Annotated in this window: 26 protein-coding genes and 1 pseudogene; 16 read left to right on the forward strand and 11 right to left on the reverse strand. The window is 69.0% G+C overall.

Going from position 1 to position 23781, the window contains the following annotated elements; translation table 11 throughout:
• The first annotated feature begins 18 nt into the window (after positions 1–18).
• Positions 19–816: an alpha/beta hydrolase gene (locus ACWCOV_RS05965; RefSeq protein ID WP_449828099.1), complete on the forward strand. Its 798-nt coding sequence runs from the start codon at positions 19–21 to the stop codon at positions 814–816.
• Positions 817–863: 47 nt separating this feature from the next.
• Here ACWCOV_RS05965 and ACWCOV_RS05970 read toward each other — a convergent pair whose 3' ends face one another.
• The 4 genes and pseudogenes from ACWCOV_RS05970 to ACWCOV_RS05985 all read right to left on the reverse strand — a co-directional run bounded on the left by ACWCOV_RS05970 (position 864) and on the right by ACWCOV_RS05985 (position 2898).
• Positions 864–1328: an N-acetyltransferase family protein gene (locus ACWCOV_RS05970; protein WP_449828100.1), complete on the reverse strand. Its 465-nt coding sequence runs from the start codon at positions 1326–1328 to the stop codon at positions 864–866.
• A 185-nt stretch (positions 1329–1513) separates the two neighbouring features.
• Positions 1514–1930, reverse strand: a pseudogene (locus tag ACWCOV_RS05975) (SDR family NAD(P)-dependent oxidoreductase); the annotation flags it as partial.
• Positions 1931–2062: 132 nt separating this feature from the next.
• Entirely contained in the window at positions 2063–2476 is a 414-nt protein-coding gene (locus ACWCOV_RS05980; RefSeq protein ID WP_449828101.1) for a VOC family protein, read from the reverse strand.
• 26 nt (positions 2477–2502) lie between these two features.
• Positions 2503–2898 carry a hypothetical protein gene (locus tag ACWCOV_RS05985; protein WP_449828102.1) on the reverse strand — a complete coding sequence of 132 codons (396 nt, stop codon included), beginning with the start codon at positions 2896–2898 and terminating at the stop codon, positions 2503–2505.
• 79 nt (positions 2899–2977) lie between these two features.
• Here ACWCOV_RS05985 and ACWCOV_RS05990 point away from each other — a divergent pair, with 79 nt between their 5' ends.
• The gene (locus ACWCOV_RS05990; RefSeq protein WP_449828103.1) at positions 2978–3994 is read left to right on the forward strand and encodes a DUF4037 domain-containing protein; all 1017 of its coding nucleotides are present in this window, start codon (positions 2978–2980) and stop codon (positions 3992–3994) included.
• Here ACWCOV_RS05990 and ACWCOV_RS05995 read toward each other — a convergent pair.
• The gene (locus tag ACWCOV_RS05995; RefSeq protein ID WP_449828104.1) at positions 3958–4905 is read right to left on the reverse strand and encodes a helix-turn-helix domain-containing protein; all 948 of its coding nucleotides are present in this window, start codon (positions 4903–4905) and stop codon (positions 3958–3960) included. The genes ACWCOV_RS05990 and ACWCOV_RS05995 overlap by 37 nt on opposite strands.
• Positions 4906–5003: 98 nt before the next feature.
• Here ACWCOV_RS05995 and ACWCOV_RS06000 point away from each other — a divergent pair, with 98 nt between their 5' ends.
• The 5 genes from ACWCOV_RS06000 (at position 5004) to ACWCOV_RS06020 (ending at position 10962) form a co-directional block, all read left to right on the forward strand.
• Complete coding sequence (locus tag ACWCOV_RS06000; protein WP_449828105.1) at positions 5004–5963, forward strand: NAD-dependent epimerase/dehydratase family protein; 960 nt, start codon at positions 5004–5006, stop codon at positions 5961–5963.
• A gap of 102 nt (positions 5964–6065) precedes the next feature.
• Positions 6066–7616 carry a hypothetical protein gene (locus ACWCOV_RS06005; RefSeq protein ID WP_449828106.1) on the forward strand — a complete coding sequence of 517 codons (1551 nt, stop codon included), beginning with the start codon at positions 6066–6068 and terminating at the stop codon, positions 7614–7616.
• Positions 7617–7666: 50 nt separating this feature from the next.
• Positions 7667–8095, forward strand: coding sequence for a helix-turn-helix transcriptional regulator (locus tag ACWCOV_RS06010; RefSeq protein WP_449828107.1), 429 nt, complete (start codon positions 7667–7669; stop codon positions 8093–8095).
• Positions 8096–8100: 5 nt separating this feature from the next.
• Positions 8101–8505: a VOC family protein gene (locus ACWCOV_RS06015; RefSeq protein WP_449828108.1), complete on the forward strand. Its 405-nt coding sequence runs from the start codon at positions 8101–8103 to the stop codon at positions 8503–8505.
• 81 nt (positions 8506–8586) lie between these two features.
• A complete protein-coding gene (locus ACWCOV_RS06020) occupies positions 8587–10962 on the forward strand; it encodes an ATP-binding cassette domain-containing protein (protein WP_449828109.1) in 2376 nt (791 codons plus the stop codon).
• 55 nt (positions 10963–11017) lie between these two features.
• Here the strand turns inward: ACWCOV_RS06020 and ACWCOV_RS06025 are convergent, their stop codons facing one another.
• Positions 11018–11620, reverse strand: coding sequence for a dihydrofolate reductase family protein (locus ACWCOV_RS06025; RefSeq protein WP_449828110.1), 603 nt, complete (start codon positions 11618–11620; stop codon positions 11018–11020).
• On the reverse strand, positions 11617–12450 hold the full coding sequence (locus tag ACWCOV_RS06030) for a metalloregulator ArsR/SmtB family transcription factor (protein ID WP_449828111.1): 834 nt from the start codon (positions 12448–12450) through the stop codon (positions 11617–11619). The genes ACWCOV_RS06025 and ACWCOV_RS06030 overlap by 4 nt, the downstream gene beginning before the upstream one ends.
• A 121-nt stretch (positions 12451–12571) precedes the next feature.
• On the opposite strand from ACWCOV_RS06030, the gene ACWCOV_RS06035 reads away from it, so the two are divergent.
• From ACWCOV_RS06035 to ACWCOV_RS06070, 8 genes are all read left to right on the forward strand, one after another.
• A complete protein-coding gene (locus tag ACWCOV_RS06035) occupies positions 12572–13033 on the forward strand; it encodes a VOC family protein (protein WP_449828112.1) in 462 nt (153 codons plus the stop codon).
• Between the two features lie 32 nt (positions 13034–13065).
• The gene (locus ACWCOV_RS06040; protein WP_449828113.1) at positions 13066–13821 is read left to right on the forward strand and encodes an inositol monophosphatase family protein; all 756 of its coding nucleotides are present in this window, start codon (positions 13066–13068) and stop codon (positions 13819–13821) included.
• Positions 13822–13870: 49 nt separating this feature from the next.
• Positions 13871–14374: a hypothetical protein gene (locus ACWCOV_RS06045; protein ID WP_449828114.1), complete on the forward strand. Its 504-nt coding sequence runs from the start codon at positions 13871–13873 to the stop codon at positions 14372–14374.
• A gap of 94 nt (positions 14375–14468) precedes the next feature.
• A complete protein-coding gene (locus ACWCOV_RS06050; RefSeq protein WP_449828115.1) occupies positions 14469–14792 on the forward strand; it encodes a YciI family protein in 324 nt (107 codons plus the stop codon).
• Positions 14789–16012, forward strand: coding sequence for an RNA polymerase sigma factor (locus ACWCOV_RS06055; RefSeq protein ID WP_449828116.1), 1224 nt, complete (start codon positions 14789–14791; stop codon positions 16010–16012). The genes ACWCOV_RS06050 and ACWCOV_RS06055 overlap by 4 nt, the downstream gene beginning before the upstream one ends.
• Positions 16013–16083: 71 nt before the next feature.
• Complete coding sequence (locus ACWCOV_RS06060) at positions 16084–18765, forward strand: AAA family ATPase (protein ID WP_449828117.1); 2682 nt, start codon at positions 16084–16086, stop codon at positions 18763–18765.
• A gap of 87 nt (positions 18766–18852) precedes the next feature.
• The gene (locus tag ACWCOV_RS06065; RefSeq protein ID WP_449828118.1) at positions 18853–19407 is read left to right on the forward strand and encodes a dihydrofolate reductase family protein; all 555 of its coding nucleotides are present in this window, start codon (positions 18853–18855) and stop codon (positions 19405–19407) included.
• Positions 19408–19420: 13 nt separating this feature from the next.
• Positions 19421–20017 (forward strand): dihydrofolate reductase family protein, encoded by a 597-nt coding sequence (locus ACWCOV_RS06070; protein ID WP_449828119.1) that lies wholly within the window; start codon positions 19421–19423, stop codon positions 20015–20017.
• 2 nt (positions 20018–20019) lie between these two features.
• Here ACWCOV_RS06070 and ACWCOV_RS06075 read toward each other — a convergent pair whose 3' ends face one another.
• The 3 genes from ACWCOV_RS06075 to ACWCOV_RS06085 all read right to left on the reverse strand — a co-directional run bounded on the left by ACWCOV_RS06075 (position 20020) and on the right by ACWCOV_RS06085 (position 22168).
• Entirely contained in the window at positions 20020–20574 is a 555-nt protein-coding gene (locus ACWCOV_RS06075) for a DinB family protein (protein WP_449828120.1), read from the reverse strand.
• 45 nt (positions 20575–20619) lie between these two features.
• Positions 20620–21111, reverse strand: coding sequence for a dihydrofolate reductase family protein (locus ACWCOV_RS06080; RefSeq protein WP_449828206.1), 492 nt, complete (start codon positions 21109–21111; stop codon positions 20620–20622).
• 148 nt (positions 21112–21259) lie between these two features.
• Positions 21260–22168, reverse strand: coding sequence for an LLM class flavin-dependent oxidoreductase (locus ACWCOV_RS06085; RefSeq protein ID WP_449828121.1), 909 nt, complete (start codon positions 22166–22168; stop codon positions 21260–21262).
• Between the two features lie 166 nt (positions 22169–22334).
• Between ACWCOV_RS06085 and ACWCOV_RS06090 the strand changes: the two genes are divergently transcribed.
• On the forward strand, positions 22335–23213 hold the full coding sequence (locus ACWCOV_RS06090) for an aldo/keto reductase (RefSeq protein ID WP_449828122.1): 879 nt from the start codon (positions 22335–22337) through the stop codon (positions 23211–23213).
• Here the strand turns inward: ACWCOV_RS06090 and ACWCOV_RS06095 are convergent, their stop codons facing one another.
• Entirely contained in the window at positions 23214–23720 is a 507-nt protein-coding gene (locus ACWCOV_RS06095) for a hypothetical protein (RefSeq protein ID WP_449828123.1), read from the reverse strand.
• Positions 23721–23781 lie beyond the last annotated feature (61 nt).

Below are 23781 nucleotides of genomic sequence, written 5' to 3' on the forward strand. Positions count from 1 at the left end.
ACGGAAGGACGCACCACCATGCCTGCAGACACCATCGTGCTGGTACACGGCTTCTGGGTGACACCGCGAAGCTGGGAGAACTACATCAGGCACTACGAGGCGCGCGGCTTCAAGGTCCTGGCCCCCGGGTACCCCGGTTTCGAGGTCGAGGTGGAATCGCTGAACGCCGACCCGACGCCGATCCTGAAGCTGACCGTGCCGGCCATCATCGAGCACCTGGAGTCGGTGATCCGCGAGCTCGACCAGCCGCCGATCATCATCGGGCACTCGGCCGGCGGCGCGTTCACCCAGATCCTGCTCGACCACGGCTTCGGCGCGGCCGGGGTGGCGATGTGCTCGGCGCCGACCGAGGGGGTGCGCGTCGTGCCGCTGTCGCAGGTCAAGTCGACGTTCCCGGTGCTGAAGTCGCCGGCCAACCGGCACAAGGCTATCCCGCTGAGCTTCGAGCAGTGGAACTACGCCTTCACCAACACCTTCCCCGAGGACGAGGCGCGCCGGGCGTACGAGCGGTACGCGATCCCGGCCAACGGCGGGATCCTGTGGGGCAGCGTGCTGGCGAACTTCCAGCCCGGGCACCAGGACACCTGGGTCGACTACCACAACGACTCCCGCGCGCCGCTGCTGTTCGTGTCCGCGTCCGAGGACCACATCATGCCGCCCGAGGTCCAGCGCTCGAACGCCAAGCACTACAAGTCGAAGTCGCTCACTGAAACCCGCGAGTACGACGGCTTCGCGCACCTGATCCCGGCACAGGAAGGCTGGGAACGAATCGCCGACGAGTCCCTCGACTGGGCCCTGGAACACGCCAAGGGGTGACAACCCAGCCGGGTGACGTCCGGGTCGAAGGCGGGTTCGACCCGGACCTACGGACCACCTTCCGCGAGCTCGGCTGACTGCTTGCGGGCGACGTAGGCGGTCTTTGCGGTGCCGTCGAAGCCGCAGGCTTGGTAGAAGGCGTGGGTGGATTCGCGGCGGGAGCCGGTCATCAGCATGACCTTGTAGCAGCCGGCGTCCCAGGCGGTCTGCAGGGTGGCGGCCATGATCTGCTTGCCGAGACCGGTTCCGCGCAGGCCCGCGTCGACGACGACGTTCTCGATCACCGCGTACGGCGCGGCCGCGCGGGTGAGGTTCGGGATCAGGTTGAGGTACGTCGTGGCCACGACGCGCCCGTCGACCTCGAGGACGAACAACCGCAGCCCGGGGGTCTTCAGGATCTCGGCGAACACGTCGGCGTCGCGGCCGTCGCGCCGTACCGGATCAGCGGGATGCAGTTGGCGGTAGAGCCCCATGACAGCGTCGAAATCGTCGGCACCGGCCTCGCGAAACATGGGCAGCAGCCTACGGCGTCACCAGGGGACGGGGCCTTCCTCGGCGTGGAAGGTGGCGGTGGGGCCGTCGGCGGGGAGGGTGGCGAGGTGGACCAAGGCGGTGGCGCCCTCGGCGATCGTGCGGAGCCGGTGTGGTTGTTGCTGTCGGTGTCGACGTACCCGGGGGCGGCGGCGTTGACCAGGATGCCGTCCTTGCGGAGTTCGTTGGCGTACTGGACGGTGAGCGCGGACAACGCAGTCTTGGACGGCATGTACGCGGCCGACGGCAGCAGCGCCGTGAACGGGCCGTCCGGGTCGCTGGTCAGCGCGAGGGATGCGCCGTGGCTGCTGACGTTGACGATGCGCGGCGCCGACGACCGCCTGAGCAACGGCAGCATCGCGTTGGTCACCGCGATCACCCCGAACACGTTGGTCTCGAACACCTCGCGCACCATGTCCAGGTTCACCGTGCTCGGCACCTGGTCGTACGCGTCCTGCGGCGAGACCTGCCCGGAGCCGGTGATCCCCGCGTTGTTGATCAGTACGTCGAGCCGCCCGAACCGCTCGTCGATCCACCGAGCCGCCTCGCGGATCGTGCCGGCATCAGTCACGTCCAACGTCACCTGTTAGCCCCGGTAACCAACGCAACCGTCATGTCATGTCCTCATCTAGTAGCTGCCGAACAGCCACAAGACACCGCCCACCACCCGCTTGTGACGCCGAAGCTCAGGGTTCGCGGAACCGGGTGACCGGGATCAACCGACGAGGAGGCAGAAGGGGTGGCCGGCGGGGTCGGCCAGGACGTAGAGGGGTTCCCCGGGGGTGGTGGTGCGGTCCAGGAGGAGTTCGGCGCCCAACGCCTCGGCTCGGCGGCGGTGGTGGTGCAGGTCCTCGAGGGTTGGTACGGCGTAGTCGATGTGGAGCTGCATCGGTACGTCCTGGGACGGCCAGGTGGAGCGGGGCAGGGCGTCGACCTGCTGGAAGGCGAGCTGGCGGTTGCCGTCGTCGTCGACCAGCACCAGCCAGTCGGCCTCGTCCACGGTGCCGTCTGCAGGCGGCTCGTCACCGGGCCGGTACTGCAGGCCGAGCAGCTCGCGGTAGAACTCCGCCAGCCCGCGGACGTCGGTCGTGTCCAGCGCCGTATGCATCCGCCGCGGATAAGCCTGCACAGTTGCCTCCTCGTCCGCAGCTCACCCTACGACCGAGCAGGCGATCGCTGCGCGTGCCGAAAGACAGCGACGATGGCGGCGAGTTGCAGGAACAGGCCGACGAAGGCAACCGCCGACGGATCGTCGGCGAGCCGGACGATCGAGAGGAACGGGCAGAGGAGCCAGAGACAGCCGAGAAACACGAAGAGCCTCGGCCCGAGGGTGCCGTCGCGCGCGAGCCGGAGGCTGTCGCGCTGGGGCGCGATCCAACGGAACAGCGCGACGGCGGCGAGCATGAAGACGGCAGCCGTCACAGTTGCCCATCCGGTCTCCAGGAGCGGTGTTCGCACGGTGCGCGACAGCCCGAGCGTTGCCGGCGCCGCCAACCCCAGCACGATCGCGACAACACCCACCCCATCGCCCAGCGTCCAACCCCTCGTCACGGGGCTCACCGTAACCGCGACCGGAACCCGAACCGAAATCCGCTCGTGCGTGGCGGGGACAGTCGGGCAGGATCGGAGTGTGAACGGTCGGGGGTTGGCTCGCGGGTACTACGACGACGTAGTCGGGCCGTTGCTGGTGGCAAAGGGGCTGCCGCACGCGGCCGGCCGGCTCGGCGGCGGGTCCGACGTGCTCGGACTCGACGACACCACGTCGAAGGATCACGACTGGGGTCTGCGCCTGACGCTCCTGGTCGACGAGAGCCGCCGCCAGGAGGTCGACGACTACCTGGCCGCCGAGCTCCCCGAGACGTACGCCGGCCTGCCGACCAGGTTCCCCTTCAGCGGCCAGACCGACAGCGTGCACCACGTCGAGGTCGACTCGGTCGAAGGCTTCGTCACCCACCGGCTCGGATTCGACCCCCGCGATGGATTGTCGACAATCGACTGGCTGTCGTTGACCGGTCAGGCGGTCCTCGAGGTGGTCGGCGGACCGGTGTTCGTCGATCACGCCGGCGACCTCACCGCCGTCCGCGACTGCCTGCAGTGGTACCCGGACGACGTCTGGCGGTACGTCGTCGCCTGCGACTGGATCCGGCTCGCGGAGGAGATGCCGCTGATGAGCCGGGCCGGCGACCGCGGCGACGACCTGGGCTCGCGGGTGATAGCGGCCCGGCTGGCCGACTTCGCGATGCATCTCGCGTTCATGATCGAGCGGCGCTGGCCGCCGTACCCGAAATGGCGCGGGATCATGTTCGCGGAGCTGCCCTGCGCCCGCGAGGTGGGTGACGCGCTCCGGAAGGCATTGAAGGCCGACCACTGGCGCTACCGGCAGCAGCAACTGGGCCGCGCCCTCGACCACCTGCTGAACCGCCAGCGCGCCATCGGCCTCCCTGCGCCCGGTCCGGCGACGGTCGACTTCTGGGACCGCCCCTACCTGCACCCGAACGAGCAGATCATCACCGCACTCCTGGCCGACGCACCCGACCTCCCCAGAGGCCGAGGCAGCGTCGAGCAGCACTCGGACAACGTCGCCCTGCTGGCCAACGCCAGCGCCCGCCGTCAGTTGGCGCTGGTACTGCGGAACGCCCGCCGATAACTGTCCGGCGGCACGGCCACAACCCGCTTGAACTGCCGCCGCAACGTGGTCGCCGTACCCATGCCGGTGGCGACCGCGATCGACTCCACACTCTGATCCGTCTTCTCCAGCAGCTCCTGCGCACGCCGCACCCGCTGCGTCAGCAACCACTGCAGCGGCGTCTGCCCAGTCACCGCCCGGAACTGCCGACCGAGATGCCGAGGACTCGTGTTCACCCGCCGAGCCATGTCCGTCACGGTCAACGGCTGGTCCAGTCGGTCGAGCACCCACGACTGCAGCTGCGCGAGCCTGTTGTCACCGCTTACCTCCAACGGTGTCGCCACGAACTGCGCCTGACCACCTGACCGGTGCGGCGGTACAACGAGCCGCCGAGCAACACTGTTGGCGACGCTCGCGCCGTGGTCGAGGTGGATCAGATGCAGACTGAGGTCCACCGCGGCCGCCTTGCCGGCTGACGTGAGCACGCTGCCGTTGTCCGTGTAGAGCACGTCCCGATCGACCTCGGCCAGCGGATAGCGCGCACTGAGCACGTCAGTGTGCGCCCAGTGCGTCGTGGCCCGCCGGCCATCGAGCAGGCCGGCCGCACCGAGCACGAACGCACCCGTGCACAGAGACGCGATCCGCGCACCCGCGTCATGGGCCGCGCGTACGGCGTCGATCAGCTCAGCCGGCGGCGGTTCGTCCACATCGGCACAGGCCGGCACGATCACGGTGTCGGCGCTGACGAGTCGATCCAGGCCATGGTCCGGTTCGACGGAGAACGGGCCGACCTTGACCGGTCCCGGTCCGCAGAGCTGGACGTCGTACCACGTCTCGGCAGCCTCTCGCGGCGGGTTGCCGAAGATCTCGTACGCGACGCCGAGCTCGAAGTGCAGGAGGTGACCGGCGGTCGCCAGTGCGACGGTGTGCATGTCCGAAAGTGTACGCATGGTGTCGTTCCGGACTATCACGCCGGAGGTCGCCGGACCGCGAGACTTACGGTCGAACCCACCACCGGAGGAACGAAATCATGACTGCAGTCGCCGTCTACGGAGCCACCGGCCACACCGGCCGGTTCGTCGTCGCCGAGCTCGCCGCCCGCGGCTACACGCCGATCGGATCCGGCCGCCGGGCCGAGGCCGGACGCCGGGCGAGCGTGGACGACCCGGACTCGCTCGACCGCGCGCTCGACGGCGCCGAGGCGGTCATCAACGCCGCCGGACCGTTCGCCACCACGGCCGGACCGCTGGTCGCGGCGGCGCTGCGGGCCGGGATCCCGTACGTCGACGTCGCTGCCGAGATCGAGGCGAACGTCTCGACCTTCGCCGACCACGCCGAGGCCGAGATCCCGATCGTGCCGGCGATGGCGTTCTTCGGCGGCCTCGGCGACCTGCTCGTGACTGCCGCGATGGGGGAGCGGACCGCGGCCGACGAGGTGCACGTCGCCTACGGCCTGTCGAGCTGGCGTCCGACGGAGGGCACCCGGATCGCCGGGCAGGTCTCGCACGACCGCCGGGCCGGGCGCCGCGTTCGCTTCCGGAACTCCGCGCTGGAGGACCACGAGGACCAGCCGGTGCGGCAGGACTGGGACTTCCCGTCGCCGCTGGGGAGGCGTGAGGTGATCGCCGAGTTCAGCATGGCCGACATCGTCACGGTGCCCAGCCACCTCGCCGTACGCGACGTGCGCACGTACATGGCCGTCGAGGCCGCGACCGACCTCTTGGCGCCCGGCACGCCGGCGCGTGACGAGGCTGACCCCGACCAGAGCTTCGTCGTCGACGTCGTGGTGCGGACCGATGGAGTCGAGCGGCGGGCCGTCGCGCGTGGCCGGGACATCTACGCGGTGACCGCGCCGCTCGCGGTCGAGGCCGTCCAGCGGCTGCTGAAGGGGCAGACCCGGACGACGGGTGTGGCCTCGGCGGGGGCGATGTTCGACGCAGCCGATTTCCTCCGGGCGCTGACGCCGTACATCGAGGTCGAGCTGCCATAACCCCCTGGCTGCGAGAAGATGTGAGCCTCCCTGCAGCACGTACCGCCCACGTCCAGCTGGAGGCCGCCCACCATGCCGCTCAATCGTCGCGATTTTCTCAAGGTGAGCGGCGTAGCCGCTGCTGTCGCCGGATCAGGACTCACCGCCGCTCCCGCCTTGGCAACGACCGCGGAGATCGACTACACGGCCCGGACGACGTTCGACGACTGGGACCGGCTGTTCCAGCAGGGCGGACCGGGTCAGCCGGACCAGCCGAACGACAACACCAACGCCGACGGCCGGTCCGGCATGCTCGCGTGGAGCCAGTCGTACGTGCTGCTGGGGCTGGTCCGGATGTACGAGACGTACCGGGACATCTATTACCTGGACCGGTTGATCGACAACGTCGACCAGGTCCTGGCGGTCCGTGACAGCGATCGCGGGGTGACCGACTACCGCGGTTTGTCGCTCCCGGCGTGGCGTGCGGATCACCCGTACACCACCGGCTACACGACACTTGCCGACAGCAACGGGCAGCCGGTGCTGGAGCTTCGGCAGGCGCTGCCGTACGCCGAGGACACCACAGTGACTGTGACGGCGGGATCCCGGCCGGACACCTTCACGGTCAAGCTGGGCAACACCCAGGTGAATCGAACGGTCACGCACACCGATCTGTCGATGGAACCGGCCAGCCCGGACTTCGCGGTGAACCGGATCTACGCGGCCGCGCCCGGGCCGTTGCAGTTGACTGCGCGCGCCATGTCCGGAGGCGTGCCGGTCCAAGGGCAGTTCCCGATGCTGACCAAGCCGGTGATCTTCGCCGTACACACCGGGATGATCACGTACCCGATCGCGAGTTTCGTACGGCTGGTGTGCGGCTCGCCGGCGCTGCGACAGCGATACCGGGCGAAGGCGGCCGAGTATCTGACCGCGTGCCGCGAGGCGGTCGCCGTACATGACTGGGAGTATCGCGAGACGGCGGCGGGCGGCGGCTACCTGATCTGGCCGAAGGAGCAGCCGCTCGCGTATGACGGGTGCGAGCAGCCGATCAACCAGTCGCTCGGCCTCGGGCAGACGCTCGTCGAGCTCGCCCTGGCGACCGGCGATCGGGAGTATCGGCGGAAGGTGGCCGCGCTAGCGAAGATGTTCGCCGGGCAGCTGGCTGTGGACGCCGGCGACGCCTACCAGTGGCGGTACTGGCCGGTGGGCGGCAAGGTGCACGACGGCTTCGTGAAGACGGGCTCGCCGGACACGGATGTCTCGATCTTCACGCCGTCCGGTGGGCCGGCCCGGCAGTTCGAGGACATCAGCCACGGCGCCGTCGACGTCGAGTTCGCCGTCCGCGCCTTCCGGGCTCGCCTCGGCTTCACCGGCAACGACATGGCCCGGCTCGCCCGCACCTATACCCAGAACGTCGCGACGACGGCCGCCGACGGCCTCTCCGCGATCCACACCACCGTCGCCGGCACCACCCTCGGCGCCGCCTCCGTAGCCCACCAGGCACCGCGCTGGATGCAAGCCACCCCCTGGGACCCGGCAGTCCACACCCACTGCCTCGCCCTCTACAACCGCTACCAACCCACCCCCGAACGCGACGGCCAGCAAGCCATCGGCTTCGGCTGGCTGCTGGCCAACGTCGCCTACCTCAACTGGGGCGCAAAGTTCGCCAACTGACTACGAAGCGTGATCGACCTTCGCCATGGCATGATCGGGGGGTGGCCGGGGTGAAGGATGTGCGCGACCTGGCGTTGCTGCGGCGGGTGAAGGACCGGATCGACCGGGAGTACGCGCAGCCGCTGGACGTCGAGGCGCTGGCACGTGGCGTGAACATGTCGGCGGGACACCTGAGCCGGCAGTTCAAGCAGGCGTACGGCGAGGCGCCGTACAGCTACCTCATGACGCGGCGGATCGAGCGCGCGATGGCGCTGCTGCGGATGGGCGAGATGAGCGTGACCGAGATCTGCTTCGCGGTCGGGTGCTCGTCGCTGGGGACCTTCAGCACCCGGTTCACCGAGCTGGTCGGGGTGCCGCCGAGCGTGTACCGCGAGCAGGAGGCGGACGCGACCGACGGGATCCCGGCGTGCATGGCCAAACAGGTCACCAGACCGATCAGGAATCGAGAAGCGCCGGCCGGTGACCGCCAACTAGCGTGACGGTCATGGACATCACGATCAACCAGACCTACCTCCCGCACAACGACCCGGATGCCGCGATCGCCTTCTACCGCGACGTGCTCGGCTTCGAGGTCCGCAACGACGTCGGCTACCAGGGCCTGCGCTGGATCACCGTCGGACCGGTCGGCCAGCCGGTGTCGATCGTGCTCTACCCGCCGGAGGCCACGCCGGGCCTCACCGACGACGAGCGCCGCGCCGTCACCGAGATGATGGCCAAGGGCACCTACGCCAGCATCAACCTGGGCACCCCGGACCTGGACGCCACCTTCGCCAAGATCGAGGCCACCGACGCCGAGGTCGTCCAGGAGCCGACCGACCAGCCGTACGGCGTCCGCGACTGCGCGTTCCGCGACCCGGCCGGCAACATGGTGCGGATCGCCCAGTCCTGACCGACGGACCTGATTAAATCGACCCAGGGGACGCGACGGGGGCAGCACACGCATGCCCCCGCCCGACGGATGGAGACCACGATGCCCAAGGCCAGCGCCAAGTCTGCGCAGCACGCCGCTGACAGCCACGACCTGATCCGGGTCCAGGGCGCCCGCGAGAACAACCTCAAGGACATCAGCGTCGAGCTCCCGAAGCGCCGGCTCACGGTGTTCACCGGGGTGTCCGGCTCCGGCAAGAGCTCGCTGGTGTTCGAGACGATCGCCGCGGAGTCGCAGCGGATGATCAACGAGACCTACAGCGCGTTCCTGCAGGGCTTCATGCCGAACCTGTCGCGTCCCGAGGTCGACATGATGGACGGCCTGACCACGGCGATCATCGTGGACCAGGAGCGGATGGGCGCCAACCCCCGCTCCACCGTCGGCACCGCCACCGACGCCAACGCGATGCTGCGGATCCTGTTCAGCCGGCTCGGCAAACCACACGTCGGCCCGCCGACGGCGTACTCCTTCAACGTCCCGAAGCGCACGGCGACCGGCTCGATGGTCGCCGACAAGGGCGCCGGCGAGAAGACCGTCGTCCGCAACGCGGTCTATCACGGCGGCATGTGCCCGAAGTGCGAGGGCATGGGCTCGGTCAACGACTTCGACCTGACCGCGCTGTACGACGAGAACAAGTCGCTGAACGAGGGCGCGCTGACCATCCCGGGCTACAGCATGGAGGGCTGGTACGGCCGGATCTACCGCGGCTGCGGCTACTTCAACCCGGACAAGCCGATCAAGAAGTACACCAAGAAGGAACTGCACGACCTGCTCTACCGGGAGCCGACGAAGGTCAAGGTCGAGGGCATCAACCTGACCTACACCGGCCTGATCCCGCAGATCCAGAAGTCGTTCCTGTCCAAGGACGTCGAGGCGATGCAACCGCACATCCGCGCCTTCGTCGAGCGCGCGGTGACGTTCACGCTCTGCCCGGACTGCAAGGGCACCCGGCTCAGCCAGGAAGCGCTGTCGTCGAAGATCAAGGGCAAGAACATCGCCGACCTGTGCACGATGCAGATCAGCGACCTGGCCGAGTGGATCCGCGGCCTCGACGAGCCGTCGGTGGCGCCGCTGCTGGCCGGCCTGCAGCACCTGCTCGACTCGTTCGCCGAGATCGGTCTCGGGTACCTGTCGCTGGACCGGCCCGCGAGCACGCTGTCCGGGGGAGAGGCGCAGCGGACCAAGATGATCCGCCACCTCGGCTCCTCGCTCACCGACGTGACGTACGTGTTCGACGAGCCGACGATCGGGCTGCACCCGCACGACATCGAGCGGATGAACAAACTGCTGCTGCAGCTCCGCGACAAGGGCAACACGGTCCTCGTCGTCGAGCACAAGCCCGAGACCATCGCGATCGGCGACCACGTCGTCGACCTCGGCCCTGGCGCCGGTTCGGCCGGGGGCACCGTCTGTTACGAGGGCACCGTCGAGGGCCTGCGCAAGAGCGACACGACCACCGGCCGCCACCTCGACGACCGCGCGAAGCTGAAGGAGACGGTCCGCGACTCCACCGGCAAGCTCGAGGTACGGCGCGCGTCGACCAACAACCTGCGCAACGTCAACGTCGACATCCCGCTCGGCATGCTGTGTGTCGTCACCGGCGTGGCCGGCTCCGGCAAGAGCTCGCTGATCCACGGCTCGGTCGCCGGCCGCGAAGGCGTCGTCGTGATCGACCAGGCTGCGATTCGGGGATCCCGTCGTTCCAACCCGGCGACGTACACGGGTCTGCTGGACCCGATCCGCAAGGCGTTCGCCAAGGCCAACGGCGTGAAGCCCGCGCTGTTCAGCTCGAACTCCGAAGGCGCCTGCCCGACCTGCAACGGCGCCGGCATCATCTACACCGAGCTGGGCGTGATGGCGACCGTCGAGTCGACCTGCGAGGAGTGCGAAGGCCGCCGGTTCCAGGCGTCGGTGCTCGAGTACACGCTCGGCGGACGGAACATCGCGGAGGTGCTCGCGATGCCCGTCTCCGAGGCCGTGGACTTCTTCGCCGAGGGTGAGGCGCGGACGCCGGCCGCCGAGAAGATCCTGGACCGGATGGCCGACGTCGGCCTCGGCTACCTGACGCTCGGCCAGCCGCTGACCACGCTGTCCGGCGGCGAGCGCCAGCGGCTCAAGCTGGCCACGCAGATGGGCGAGAAGGGCGACGTCTACATCCTCGACGAGCCCACAACCGGCCTGCACCTGGCCGACGTCGAGCAGCTCCTCGGCCTGCTCGACCGCCTGGTCGACTCCGGCAAGTCGGTGATTGTCATCGAGCACCACCAAGCCGTGATGGCGCACGCCGACTGGATCATCGACCTCGGCCCCGGCGCCGGCCACGACGGCGGCAAGGTCGTCTTCGAAGGCACCCCCTCCGACCTGGTCGCCAAGAAATCCACCCTCACCGGAGAGCACCTGGCAGCGTACGTCGCCTGACGGCTGCCACAAGGTACGTCGTCCGGCCCGCGTCCGTCGTGCGCGGCTGGGCTGGTCAGCGGGCGCGGTCGTAGATCAGGGCGATTTCGCCGTCCGGGCCGGTAGTCTGGCTGGTCAGGGTCCACTGGTTCGCGGGGAGGCCGTCCTCGAAGAGGCGGGGGCCGCCGCCGAGGAAGACCGGGAAGATCATCAGGGCCAGCCGGTCCACCTTGTCGGCGGCCAGGAGCGCCTTGATGACACTGGCGCTGGAGAACACGACGATGTCGCCGCCCTCGCCCGCCTTCAGGTCCTCGACGACCTCGGCGGCCGGCTTGTCGACGATCGTCGTACGCTCCCACGGCGCGTCGCCGAGCGTCGACGACAGCACCACCTTCTCGGTGTCGACGAGCCACTGCGCGAACGCCTCGTCGCGAGGGTCGGCGCCTTCGGTGCCGATGATCGTCGGCCAGAAGCCGAGGAAGCCTTCGGCGTTGACCCGGCCGAGCAACGCCGTCGTCGCGGGCTCGAACAGGCTCGTCATGTGGTTGCGGGCGACGTCCGTGACGGCGTACGGCAACACCCAGCGCATGTCGGTGGGCGCGCCAGGCCCGTCGTAGTGGCCGTCGAGGGACAGGTTGATGCTGGTCACGACCCGGCGGCCGCTGGTCTGCTCGGTCATTTCTTGCTCCTCACGTCTGTGTCTTGCAGGGTTGCCACGAGCTTGTCGAGGCTCTGGCCGAAGCCCAGTTCGATTCCGGCGATGAAGTCCGCGGAGTCGACGGTGCTGTCGGTGATGCGGTACAGAACGTCCAAGTCGGTGCCGGCCTCGGTACGGCGGAGGTCGAAGTCGACCTGCGCCGTGAAGGCGATGCTGCCGTCGGGCAGCGTGGGGGAGAGGCGGTAGGAGAGGCGCTCCCCTGGCCGCGCCTCGTCGACCGTTCCCTCGCCGCGTCCGGCGGCCTGCTCGGTGGCGCCGGTGTCCTCGATGTCGCGGTACTCCAGGACGATCCGGCCGCCGGGACGCGGCTCGAAGATCAGCTCGGAGACGCGCAGATCGTCCGGCGTCCACCAGCGGGTCAGCAACGTCGTCTCGGTGAGATGCCGCCAGACCAACTCGGGATCGCCGGTCAGCGAGCGGTGGAACCCGAACGTCCGGCCGTCCGCCCATCCCGGCGCTTCGGCGGCGAGCCGCTCGGCTTCGAGGCTGAGTCCGTGGCGGTCGAACGCCGTACGCGAGGTACCCGGTTGGTCCGCAGCGTCGGCGAGCCGGCTGAGCGCGCTCGCCAGATCGCGCAGGGGAGTGGACTGCAACGCGTAGATGCGCCGCTGCCCCGTCCGCTGCGAGATCACGATGCCGGCCCGCTCGAGCGTCTGCAGGTGCTTCGTCGTCTGCGGCTGCCGCGCCTGCGCCAGCTCAGCCAGTACGCCGACTGACCTCGGCCGCTCCGCCAGCAGCGTCACCAGGCGCCACCGCGCCGGATCCGCCAATGCACTGATCACTCCGTCCATGAACCCGATTATTCGCTGAGACGAATATTCGTGTCAAGGAATAGCTTCGGTGGGTTCGCGAACTTGTCGGTCGGGGATGGCAGGGTGACTGTCACCGAAGCCGCAAGAACGGAGCGACCTGATGAGCCGCGAGGTCCAGATCACCTTCGACGCCCACGACCCGCGGGCACTGTCGACCTTCTGGCGTGACGTCCTGGGGTACGTGCATCCCGGGCCGCCCGGGGTCGAACTTGCCGAGGGCGCCGATCCGCTGGCCGCGTGGGACGAGTTGCTGGCGCGCATCGGCGTACCGGAAGATCAGCGGAACACCAGGTCGGCCATCGAGGACCCGGACGGCAACCGGCCGCGCGTCTTCTTCCAGCAAGTCCCGGAAGGCAAGTCGGTCAAGAACCGCGTTCACCTGGACGTCCGCGTGGCCCCCGGCCTCGAAGGCGACGAGCGCATGGCGGCCCTGGAAGCCGAATGCACCCGCCTCGAAGCCCTCGGAGCCACCCGAGTCCGCCGCTTCGAACCCGAGCCCCCCATGGAAGCCGGCTTCATCACCATGCAAGACCCCGAAGGCAACGAATTCTGCCTGGACTGACCCACGAGGCCGGGCTGATAGCGTCCGCTGCGATGGACATTGTGGACGACCTCCGGCTGGCGTTCGAAGCTGCTGATCTGGCGGCCGAGCTTGCGCTCGAGCACTTCGAGGCCGGAGTTTCGGCGACGTTGAAAGCTGACGGTTCGCCGGTCACCGAGGCCGATCGAGCCGTTGAGCGCTTGCTGCGCGAGACGTTGTCTGCGGCGCGGCCGGGCGATGCGTTCCTGGGTGAGGAGCTTGGTCGGCTCGGCGAGTCCGACCGGGTCTGGATCCTCGACCCGATCGATGGCACCGGATACTTCAGTCGGCGCGATCCGAACTGGCGGATCCAGCTCGCTTTAGAAGTTGAAGGGACCCTGCAGGTCGCGGTCGTCGCGTCTCCGGCGCTGCGGCGCTGTTGGTGGGCGACCCGAGGTGGCGGCGCCTTCGAGTCGTCCTGGCCACGCGTGGACAGCGAGACGCGGCGTCTCGAGGTGAGTACGACGGAGACGCTCGCTGCCGCCGTACTCGATGCTCTGGACAACGAGTCCAGAGCCCGCATGCCACCGAGCGCTCGTCCAGCGCCGGCGAGCCCGTTGCCGCTGGTCGAACTCGTCCGTGGCGAGATCGACGCGTTCCTGGCCGAGCGATATTTCAGCTGGGATCACGCGCCGTGGATTCTGCTGGTCGAGGAAGCCGGCGGCCGCTTCACGGACCGAACCGGCGGGAACGCAAGCGATCAAGGCGGCGGTCTGTACTCGAATGCGAGCCTGCACAGTCAACTACTCACCGCTCTGAACTACCCCTGACAGAGCGCCGATAAGCGACATTATGTCAACTAGTGGGGATCGGGAGAGCATGGAGAGCGTTCGGGTCCTCCACCGGACGGGTCAGTGGTGTCCTGGACGGCGGGTCGGAGATGTTGTCGCGTACGACGTGCGGATCCTGCCCGAGTACCAGGTGGTCGGGCGGCCGACGATCGATCGCAGTTATCTGCTGCTCGGTGAAGGTATTCAGTTGACGAAGCCTGTGGTGTTCGAAGGTCCGGTCGAAGGCTGGTGGTACGTCGACCTGGTCGACATCGAACGTGCTGACGGCGGATACGTCGTGCGCGACCGCTACGTGGACTTCCTGGTCCCTCCCGGTGCCGACCGCTATCACGTGCTGGATCTGGACGAGCTTGCGGATGCGCTCAGTGCTGGGCACATCACGGCTGCTGAGTGCGCCACCGTGCTCAGCACGACGCAGCGATTCGTGGACCGGCACCTGCGGGCCACCGAGAAGGGGTCCGTCGATCCCCCGCGGCAGTTTCCGCCGGCCGGTGTCGCGGCGCTCGAGCCACTCCCCTGCTTCTTCGAATGAAATCTGGGAGGCTGTGTCGGATCGGGACCGAGGTGTTCGTTGCAGGGGTGAATGGCGGCTCACAGGGACGCCCACAGCACAGGAGATGACCGAGATGCAGTATCTGGTTTCCGTGATCGACGACAAGAGCAATCCCGGCAGCACGGACCGGCAGCCAGCCATCAGCGAGTTCAACGACCGGCTGATCGCCGAGGGCTACTGGGTTTTCGCGGGCGGACTCGCCGACACCAGCGCGGCCACGGTCATCGACAACCGCGGCGAGCAGCCGGTCGTCACCGACGGGCCGTTCGTGGAGTCGAAGGAGTACCTGGCCGGCGTCTGGGTGTGGGAGGCCCCCGATCTCGATGTGGCGCTCAGGCTCGCCACCGAGGCGTCGAAGGTCTGCGATCGCAAGATCGAGGTGCGGCCGTTCCAGTGAGCGACGTCGAGGAGACGATCACCCGGGTCCACCACGAGGAGTGGGCACGGGTGGTTGCCTCCCTCACCAAACGTTTCGGCGACCTCGACATCGCCGAGGAGTCGGCCGCCGAGGCGTTCGCGACCGCCGTCGAACGCTGGCCGTCCGACGGCGTGCCGCCCAATCCCGGCGCCTGGCTGACCACGACCGCGAACCGCAAGGCCATCGACCGGATCCGGCGGGAGAGCAAGCGCGACGACAAGCACAAGGAGGCTCAGATGGTGTACGACGAGCCGCCCGAGCCTCTCGGGATCATCGACGACGAGCGGCTCCGGCTGATCTTCACCTGTTGCCATCCGGCCCTCGCGATGGAGACCCGGGTGGCGCTGACGCTGCGCATGGTCGGCGGCCTGACCGTGCCCGAGATCGCCCGGGCCTTTCTGGTACAGGAAACCGCCATGGGCCAGCGGATCACCCGCGCCAAGGCCAAGATCAAGGCGGCTCGCATCCCCTACCGGGTCCCGTCCGCGGAGGATCTCCCGACCCGCGTCTCCGGCGTGCTCGCCGTCCTCTTCCTCGTCTTCAACGAGGGCTACTTGGCGACCGGCCCCGACACCGACCCGGTGCGTCACGAGCTGACCGCCGAAGCCATCCGGCTCGCGCGTCTGATCCGCGGCCTCCTGCCGAACGACGGCGAGGTGGCCGGTCTGCTGGCGCTGATGCTGCTGACCGAGGCTCGCCGTACCGCCCGGGTTTCGGCAACCGGCGAGCTGGTCCCGCTCGATCAGCAGGACCGTGGATCCTGGGACGCGGAGCTGATCGCCGAGGGCCATCGGCTGGTGCGCGAGCGCCTGGCGGCCGGCGTGGCCCCTGGTCCGTACCAGATCCTCGCGGCCATCAACGCCGTACACACCGACGCTCGCGAGGCGCGCGACACCGACTGGTCGCAGGTCGTTGCCCTCTACGACCAACTCGTCCGCATCGACGCCTCGCCGATCGTCGCCCTCAACCGGGCGATCGCCGTCGCCGAGCTCGACGGCCCGGAGGTCGCGCTGGCGACCATCGACCGTCTCGAGGACAAGCTGACCGGGTATCACGCCTTCCACGCGACCCGCGCCGAGCTGCTGCGCCGGATGCGCCGCAGCGAGGAGGCCCACGCGGCGTACGACAAAGCGATCGAGCTGGCGGGCAACACCGCCGAGGTCGCCCACCTGACCCGCCGCCGCGACCAGCTGGGGTAGTGCCCACTCCCCTGGCTTCGACCTGGATGGAGGGGCTGTTGATCGGCGAGGCGAGCGTCTAGCGTGCCGCTGTGATAGTCGGACGGTACGCCGAGCAGTCCCGGATCAATCGCCTCGTAGCCGATGCCAAGGACGGCCGGAGCCGCTCGCTGGTGCTGCGCGGCGAAGCCGGGATCGGCAAGACCGCGCTGCTCGACTACGCGGAGAGCGTCGCCGGTGGCATGCGCGTGCTGCGCGTGGTGGGCATCGAGTCCGAGGCCGAGGTCGCGTACGCCGCTCTCCAGCTGATGTTCGTGCGCGATCTCGACCGCTTGGACGCGCTCCCCGGCGCGCAGGCGGAGGCTCTCCGGGCCGCGTTCGGCGCAAGCAGTGTGCCGGTCGACCGGATGCTCCCGGGCGCGGCGACCCTATCGTTGCTGTCCGAGATCGCCGGCGACCGGCCGCTCCTGTGCCTGCTCGACGACGCTCAATGGTTCGACCAGTCGTCGATCGACGCTCTGCTGTTCGCCGTACGGCGCTTGCACGCCGACTCGGTAGCGACGATCTTCGCCGCCCGCGATGGGGAACGACCGTTCCCCGCGCCCGGGCTGGAGAGCGTCACACTCCCCCGGCTGGGTCCCGCCGACGCTGCTCGGCTCGCGGCGGCCGCAGCGACGCTCCCGAGCGATGTCGCCGACCGCATCCTCGCGGAGTCCGCGGGCAATCCGCTCGCCATCGTCGAGCTGGCGGCCCACGCGACCGATTCCTCAGCGGTCCCGGCGCCCGTTGCGCCGCTGCCTGCCGCGGGACGGCTCGAGGAACACTTCCGACGGCAGATCCGCGCTCTCGAAGAGCCGACCCGGACGGTCCTCCTCCTGGCCGCGGCCGACCACGGCTCGGCCCTGCCGACGCTCATCGCGGCCGCAGCTGAACTCGGGGGCGACGCCGGCGACTTCGAGCCGGCCGAGCGGAGCCGACTCGTCCAGGTGACTGCCGACGGCGTGGTGTTCCGGCATCCCTTGATCCGGTCGGCGACTTATCAAGAAGCGCCCTTCGCCCGCCGGGTCGCGGCGCACCGGGCCCTCGCCGGGGTGCTGACCGATCCACATGACGCCGACCGGCGCGCGTGGCACTTCGCAGCCGCGGCCGGCGGACCGGACGACGCAGCCGCAGACGGCCTGGAGCAGGTAGCCCGGCGAGCAACGGGACGTGGCGCGGCAGCTGCTGCGGCCAGGGCGCTCGATCGCGCAGCCCAACTGACCGGAGCACCGACGCTTCGTGGCAAGCGGCTGGTCGCTGCCGCGCGGGCGGCGTACGACGCTGGGCAGCTGGACCGGGCCGTCGAGCTGGCAGCCGCAGGTGCCGAGCTGACCGACGCACCCGGTGAAGTGGCGGAGGCCGGCTGGATCCGCGCGCAGGTGGCCTATGAGCGTACGTCGCCGGCCGAAGCGACCCGGATCGCGCTGGAGGCCGCCGCTCCGGTCCTCGCAACCGAGCCGGACCTTGCTGTTTCGATCCTGACCGAGGCCACCTGGTGCGCACGCGACGCGGCGGACCCCGTTCTGCTGCGTCGCTGCGCGGAGCGGCTTCGCTCGGTCCCGGAGGGTCCGACCCCCGTGATCGAGGGGCTGGTGGGCTTCGCCGACCTGCTGTGTGGTGACGTCGCGGCGGCGGTCGACCCGATGCGCAGCGCAGTACTTGCCGACCGGGAGACTGCGGACGGCGACACCTTGGAGCGACTGAGCGCGGCGTTCCTGGGCTTGCTGATCGGCGAGGACGAGGCAGCTGTGACGATGCTGGACGCGCTTGTTGCGCAGGTGCGCAGCCGCGGCGAGCTCGGCTGGCTGCCCTACGCTCAGGAGCCACTGGTACTCGCGCAGCTGGTGACGGGCCGCCTCCGCGACGCAGACAGCAACGTCGCGGAGGCAATGGCACTCGCCGAGGAACTGGGCCAGCACCTTGAGGTCATCGTCCTCTCCGCCATGGCGGCCTGGCTCGCTGCAGCTCGTGGCGACCGCGCCGGCGCCGAGCGACTCGCAGTACGCGTTCTGGACGACTCACGGCAGCACGGCATGGCGGCAGCGCAGGCCACTTGGACACTCGGCCTGCTCGACCTCATGAACGGCGACCCGCACCGCGCACTCGGGCGACTCGAAGGCGCCTGCGAAGGTCCACCTGGTCGCGACGTCACCGTGCGCGCGATCCCTGACCAGGTCGAGGCCGCGGTGCGGATCGGCGACTCCGACCGGGCCCGGCGGTTCCTGGGCGGGCTCACCGACTGGGCGACGTACACCAAGAGCCCGATAGCCTCCGCACTGCTGCTGCGTTGCCAGGCGCTGCTCGACGACGGTGCGGCGGCGGATCGACTGTTCGAGGAGTCCCTGGCGACCGAGTCCTGCGGTCCCTACGACCAGGCACGGACCCGGCTCGTGTACGGCGAATGGCTGCGCCGGCACCGGCGTCCCAGCGCAGCCAAGGAACAACTCGTCCACGCCCACGAGACGTTCGACCGGATCGGCGCCCAGGGCTGGCTCCCGCGCGTACGCGGCGAACTGACCGCGCTCGGCGAGACCGCTCCCGGGGACGCCGAGAGCTCCGGCGGGCTCACCCCGCAGGAGCTGCAGGTGGTGCGTCGCGCGGCCCTGGGCCTGAGCAACCGGGAGATCGCGGCCGAGCTGTTCCTCAGCCCGCGCACAGTCGGCCACCACCTCTACAAGGCCTATCCGAAACTCGGGGTCAGACGACGGGCCGAGCTCGGGCACCTCGACCTATGACGGCTGCCGGGCGCACGATGTTCGACGGCGCGGCGCCAGTCGTTCGACAGATGCGGACGGACCGGCCCGATTCCTAGCCTCGAAGGCATGGGAAAGGTCATCGTGCACAACCAGATCACTGTCAACGGCGCCTTCGAGGCGCCCTCGCCCGAGGAGTGGCTCGAGCTCGACGCCGACAGCGGCGACGCGGGCCTCGAGCAACTGATCCTGGCTGACGCGCTCCTCCTCGGACGCAAGACGTACGAAGGGCTGGCCGCCGTCTGGCCGCACCTCGGCGACGACCCCTCGATGGGCTACTACGCCGAGCGGGTCAACGGCATGCCGAAGTACGTCGCCTCGCGGACGCTCACCGGGCCGCTGGACTGGAACGCCACCCTCGTCGAGGGCGAGGTCGTCCAGGCGATTCCCGCGCTCAAGGAGAAGCACAAAGGCAACCTGGTCGTCTCCGGCTGCGGGGAGCTGGCGCACACCCTCGCGCAGGAGGGACTCGTCGACGAGTACTGGTTCTGGATGAACCCGCACCTGTGGCCGTCCGGACCGCGGATCCTCGACGGGGTCGGCCCGATCCGCCTCCAGCTGGTGTCGCTCACGCCGTACCGGTCCGGAGTCGTCTGGCTGCGCTACCGGCCGGCCGGGGCCTGAACGGAGCAGGATGATGGCACAGACGATCATGTACGCCGTCGTGTCGGCTGACGGCTACGTCGCGACACCCGACGGCGGGATCGGCCCGCTCTTCGACTGGCTCCAGAACGGCGACGTGGTCTGGGAGTGGAATGGGGGCGAGATGCGCACCAGCCAGGCCTCCAAGGACTTCATCCAGGCCGTCTACCCCAATGACATCGGCGCGATGGTGGTCGGCCGGTTCGTGTTCGACCAGACCAACGGCTGGGACGGTCAGGCGGTGGCCGGTGACCGCGTCTTCGTGGTCACCCACGAGGAGCCGAAGAGCTGGGAGTTCATCGACACCGCGCCGTTCACGTTCGTGACCGACGGGGTCGAGTCGGCCATCGCCCAGGCCCGCGAGGTTGCCGGCGACCGGATCGTCGATGTCGCGGCCGGGAACGTCGGCGGGCAGGCACTGCGGCTGGGCCTGATCGACCGGGTCGTGATGAACGTCGTACCCGTGGTGTTCGGCGCGGGCCGGCCGTTCTTCGGCGGCGCCGACGGCGAGGTCACGCTCGCCGACCCGTCGCTGGTCGCACAAGGCAAGCGGGTCACCCACCTCGTGTACGACGTGGCGCCGATCAGGTAGCCCTACTGGCCGACGCGGCCGTCGACGCACTCTCGGAGCAGGTCGGCGTGGCCGCAGTGCCGGGCGTACTCCTCGATGCGGTGGACCATGAGCTCCCGGACCGCGGTGTCGTCCATGGGCAGGCGCTCGCTGAGGTCCGGGTGTTCGGCCAGGGCCGCGTCGGTGGCGGCTTGTTCACGGGCGAGGTCGGCGTAGGCGGCGTCGACCATCGCCTGGTCGGCGACTGCCTCGTCGAAGTCGGCGTCACGCTTGCCGTACAGCTTCGGCAGCGGCTCGCCGTCGATCCAGGTCCGCCAGTCCCGCTCGACCTCGGCGAGATGGCGCAGCAGTCCGAGCAGCGACATGGTGGACGGCGGCACCGAGCGACGAGCGAGCTGGTCCGGATCCAGGCCCTCGCACTTCATCAGCAGCGTCAGGCGGTAGCCGTCGAGAAAGTCCAGCAATGTGGCCAGCTCGCCGTCCGGACTCGAGTCGTTGTTGCGTGGGTCCTGGTCGGGGTCGGCCCACATGTCGGGGTAGACGGTCGCCTGGCTCCAGCGCTCGGGTTGGTCGCTCATGCTCCGAATGCTGGTGGGTGAACAACTCCGCTGCCAAGTGGATATTCAGGGCTTGACGGCGTAGCGCAGGTACAGGGCGCCGCTGGTGAAACGGTGGAGGTCGAGAAGGTCCAGGTCGACCCAGACGCCGTCGGGGAAGAATCGTTTGCCGCCGCCGACGATCGCCGGTCCGACGTACAGCTGGTACTCGTCGACCAGTCCGGCCCGGATCGCCTGGGCCGCCAGATTCGGGCCGTCGATGCCGAGGTCCAGCTCCGACTCGGCCTTGAGCTTGCGGACGGCGTCCGGGTCGAACGACCGCTCGATCCGGGTCCGCTTGCTGCTGACGTCGGTCAGGGTGGTCGAGTAGACGATCTTCTCGGTCGCCTGCCAGATCCGCGCGTACTCCCGCAGGTACGGCGCATCCGCCTCGGCGGGTGGGTCCTCCCATAGACCATCGTCTCGTACATTCGCCGGCCGTAGAGATACGTGCCGATCGCCCGGCTCCTGTCGTTGATGAATTGGTGCGATTCCGCGTCCAGTCCGCTCCAGTCGGATTTGCTGTCCTCAGCGGTCACAAAACCGTCGAGCGAGGTCTGCATCGAGTAAATCAGCTTGCCCATGGTCATTTCCCTCCGGAGCATTCTGCTGGGTGTCAAACAGCCTGCCCGCTCCGGACTATGGCGTCTAATGCCAATGCCACCGGTTATCCATAGACCGTGTCGATGCGTGGCGCGACCTGGGCGGCGAAGAGCTCCAGCTGCCTGGGCGACTCCCCCAGCGGCCACAGGTGGACCCGGTGGCAGTTGGCCTGGGCGTAGCGGGACAGCAGGTCGGCGCAGTGACCTGCCGGCCCGACGCACACGCGGTCGCGAAGCTCGCCGGGGTCGCGCTTGAGCAGCGGCCCGAGGATGTCGTGGAGGACGCGTTCGCGCTCCGCTGGGTCCTCGGTGATCCAGGTCCACATCGTCACGAGCGCGTTCGGGAGGCCGGCCAAGAGCTGTTGTGCGGTCGCGAACTCCTCCGGGCTGGTGTTGTACGCCGACGCGAGCCAGCCGTCCGCGAGCCGGGCGACCCGCCGGAGCCCCGCCGGCGAGCCCCAGCTTCCGATCCACACCGGGATTCCACCGTCCCGGACCGGAACAGGCTGCAATTCGCCGTCCGGTAACGCGTAGAAGCGCGTCTGCGATGGCATCGGGCCGCGGCCGAGAAGCGCCCGCAGAATCGTCACCGCCTCGTCGAACCTATTCCAGCGGTCCTCGAAAGGCACACCGACCGCGTCATAGTCACGCCGTGACGAACCAGGCCCGACCCCGGCAACGACCCGCCCACCCGACAGCACGTCAAGAGCAACCAGAGTCTTTGCCAACGGCACGGGTCCACGCAGGGCGAGCAGCGAGATCGTCGTGGCCAGCGTCAGGTCTCCGGAGCGATCCAGTACGGCGGCGAGCGCGGTCGGCCCGTCGAGCCACGGCGTCGAGAACAGGAAGTGATCGTTGGCCGAGATGGTGGTGAAGCCGCAGTCGCGCGCGGCGTCGACGGTCGCCTGCAGGCCGGCCAGCGACACCCGCTCGGCGCCGAACTCCATCAACGGCAGATGCGCCCCGAACTCCACGCCGCCTCCCCCAAGGCTCGGCCGGCAACGAGCCAATGGCGAGAAAAAGTCGCCGCAAAAGCTGGACGGAATTCACAGCCGGGCTTATCCTGGCGAAATGCAGAAAGCGCAAAAGAATACGCTCTTACCAATTAACTTAGCACCAGAAAATGCGCGGCGCAAGTCGGTGATCGGCGACCGCGCCGTCGGCCGGGTCGGGTTCGGGACGAAGCGGCTGGCCGGGAGCAACGGGCCGGACGCGCAGGAGCAGGCGATCGTCCTGCTCCGCTACGCCGTCGAGCTCGGCGTCGACCACATCGACACCGCCGACTTCTACCCGTCGTACGGCGTGTCCCGTCCACGCGACCCGGCCACCGTCGGTCCCGGTCCGCACAACGACTTCGTCAGCCTCGGCTGGGCGAACGACGTGGTCCGCCGCGCGCTGGCGCCGTACCCGGACGAGATCGTCGTCGCCACGAAGGTCGGGCCGACCAAGGCCGGGATGGCGCGACCGGATCAGTTGCCGGGGTTGGTCGAGCGTGACCTGCGCTCGCTCGGTCGGGAAGCGCTCGACATCGTCTACCTGCGGCAGCAAGGTCTCGACTCCATCGCCGAGCATTTCGGGGTCCTGGCCGAGCTTCGGGACAAGGGCCTGATCCGGCACCTGGCGGTGTCGAACGTCCGGATGCAGCACATCGAGGAGGCGCGGGCGATCGCGCCGGTGGTGGCGGTGCAGAACAGGTACGGCGTGGGCTTCGGCCGGGTGAACGACGAGGTTCTCGACTTCTGCGGCAGGGAGGGGATGGCGTTCGTCCCGTTCTTCGCGGTGACAGCGGCTGGTCGCGAGGCGGGCGGTGTCTCCGCGGACGACACCGTGCTCGCCATCGCTCGTGACCACGACGCGACCCCGGCCCAGATCCGGATCGCCTGGACGCTGACCCGTGGGCAGCATGTGCTCGCGATCCCGGGCACCGGCAACCGCGACCACCTGGCCGAGAACGTGGCAGCCGGCGACATCCAGCTCACTCCCGAGCAGGTCGCAGTACTGGACGCGCTCAAGGACTAGTCAGTCGTAGTACCGGCGGACGCTCGAGCCGATGCGGGTCACGTCGGTGCCGTAGATGTGGAGGGAGATCGCGGTGGTGTCGGTGGTGTTGTGGACGCGATGGATGTCGCCGGGTGGGGCGAAGCCGCTGACGTCGCCGACGTTGTTGTCGCTCTCCCCGAGCAGCCGGAGGTCGGCGTCGAACAGCTCCTCGTGCTCGACTCCTTGGAGTACGCCGAACACGCACCACGTCACGTGGTCGTGGATGCGGGTGATCTGGCCGGGTCGCCAGACCAGTCCGATGATCGAGAACGAGCCGTCGGGTTCGACGTGCAGGGTGTGGCTGCGGTAGCTCTCGGGTGAGCCGTCGCGCTGCTCGGCGGTCAGGACGTCCTCCGGGCGCGGCAGGTGCAGGCGGAGCTGGTCGGACACGAGCTCGGCAGTGTCCGACCAGTTCGCGTGCTTGCTGACGGCAGTCCGTACGCCGTCGATCAACGCGGTCAGTGGGTGAATCAGTGTGGTTGTCATGTATCGAGCGTGCGCGCGGCGGACCTATAACGTCCAATGCCAATCTTCATGCTCATCGATA

The organism is Kribbella sp. NPDC002412 (genome assembly GCF_053592935.1).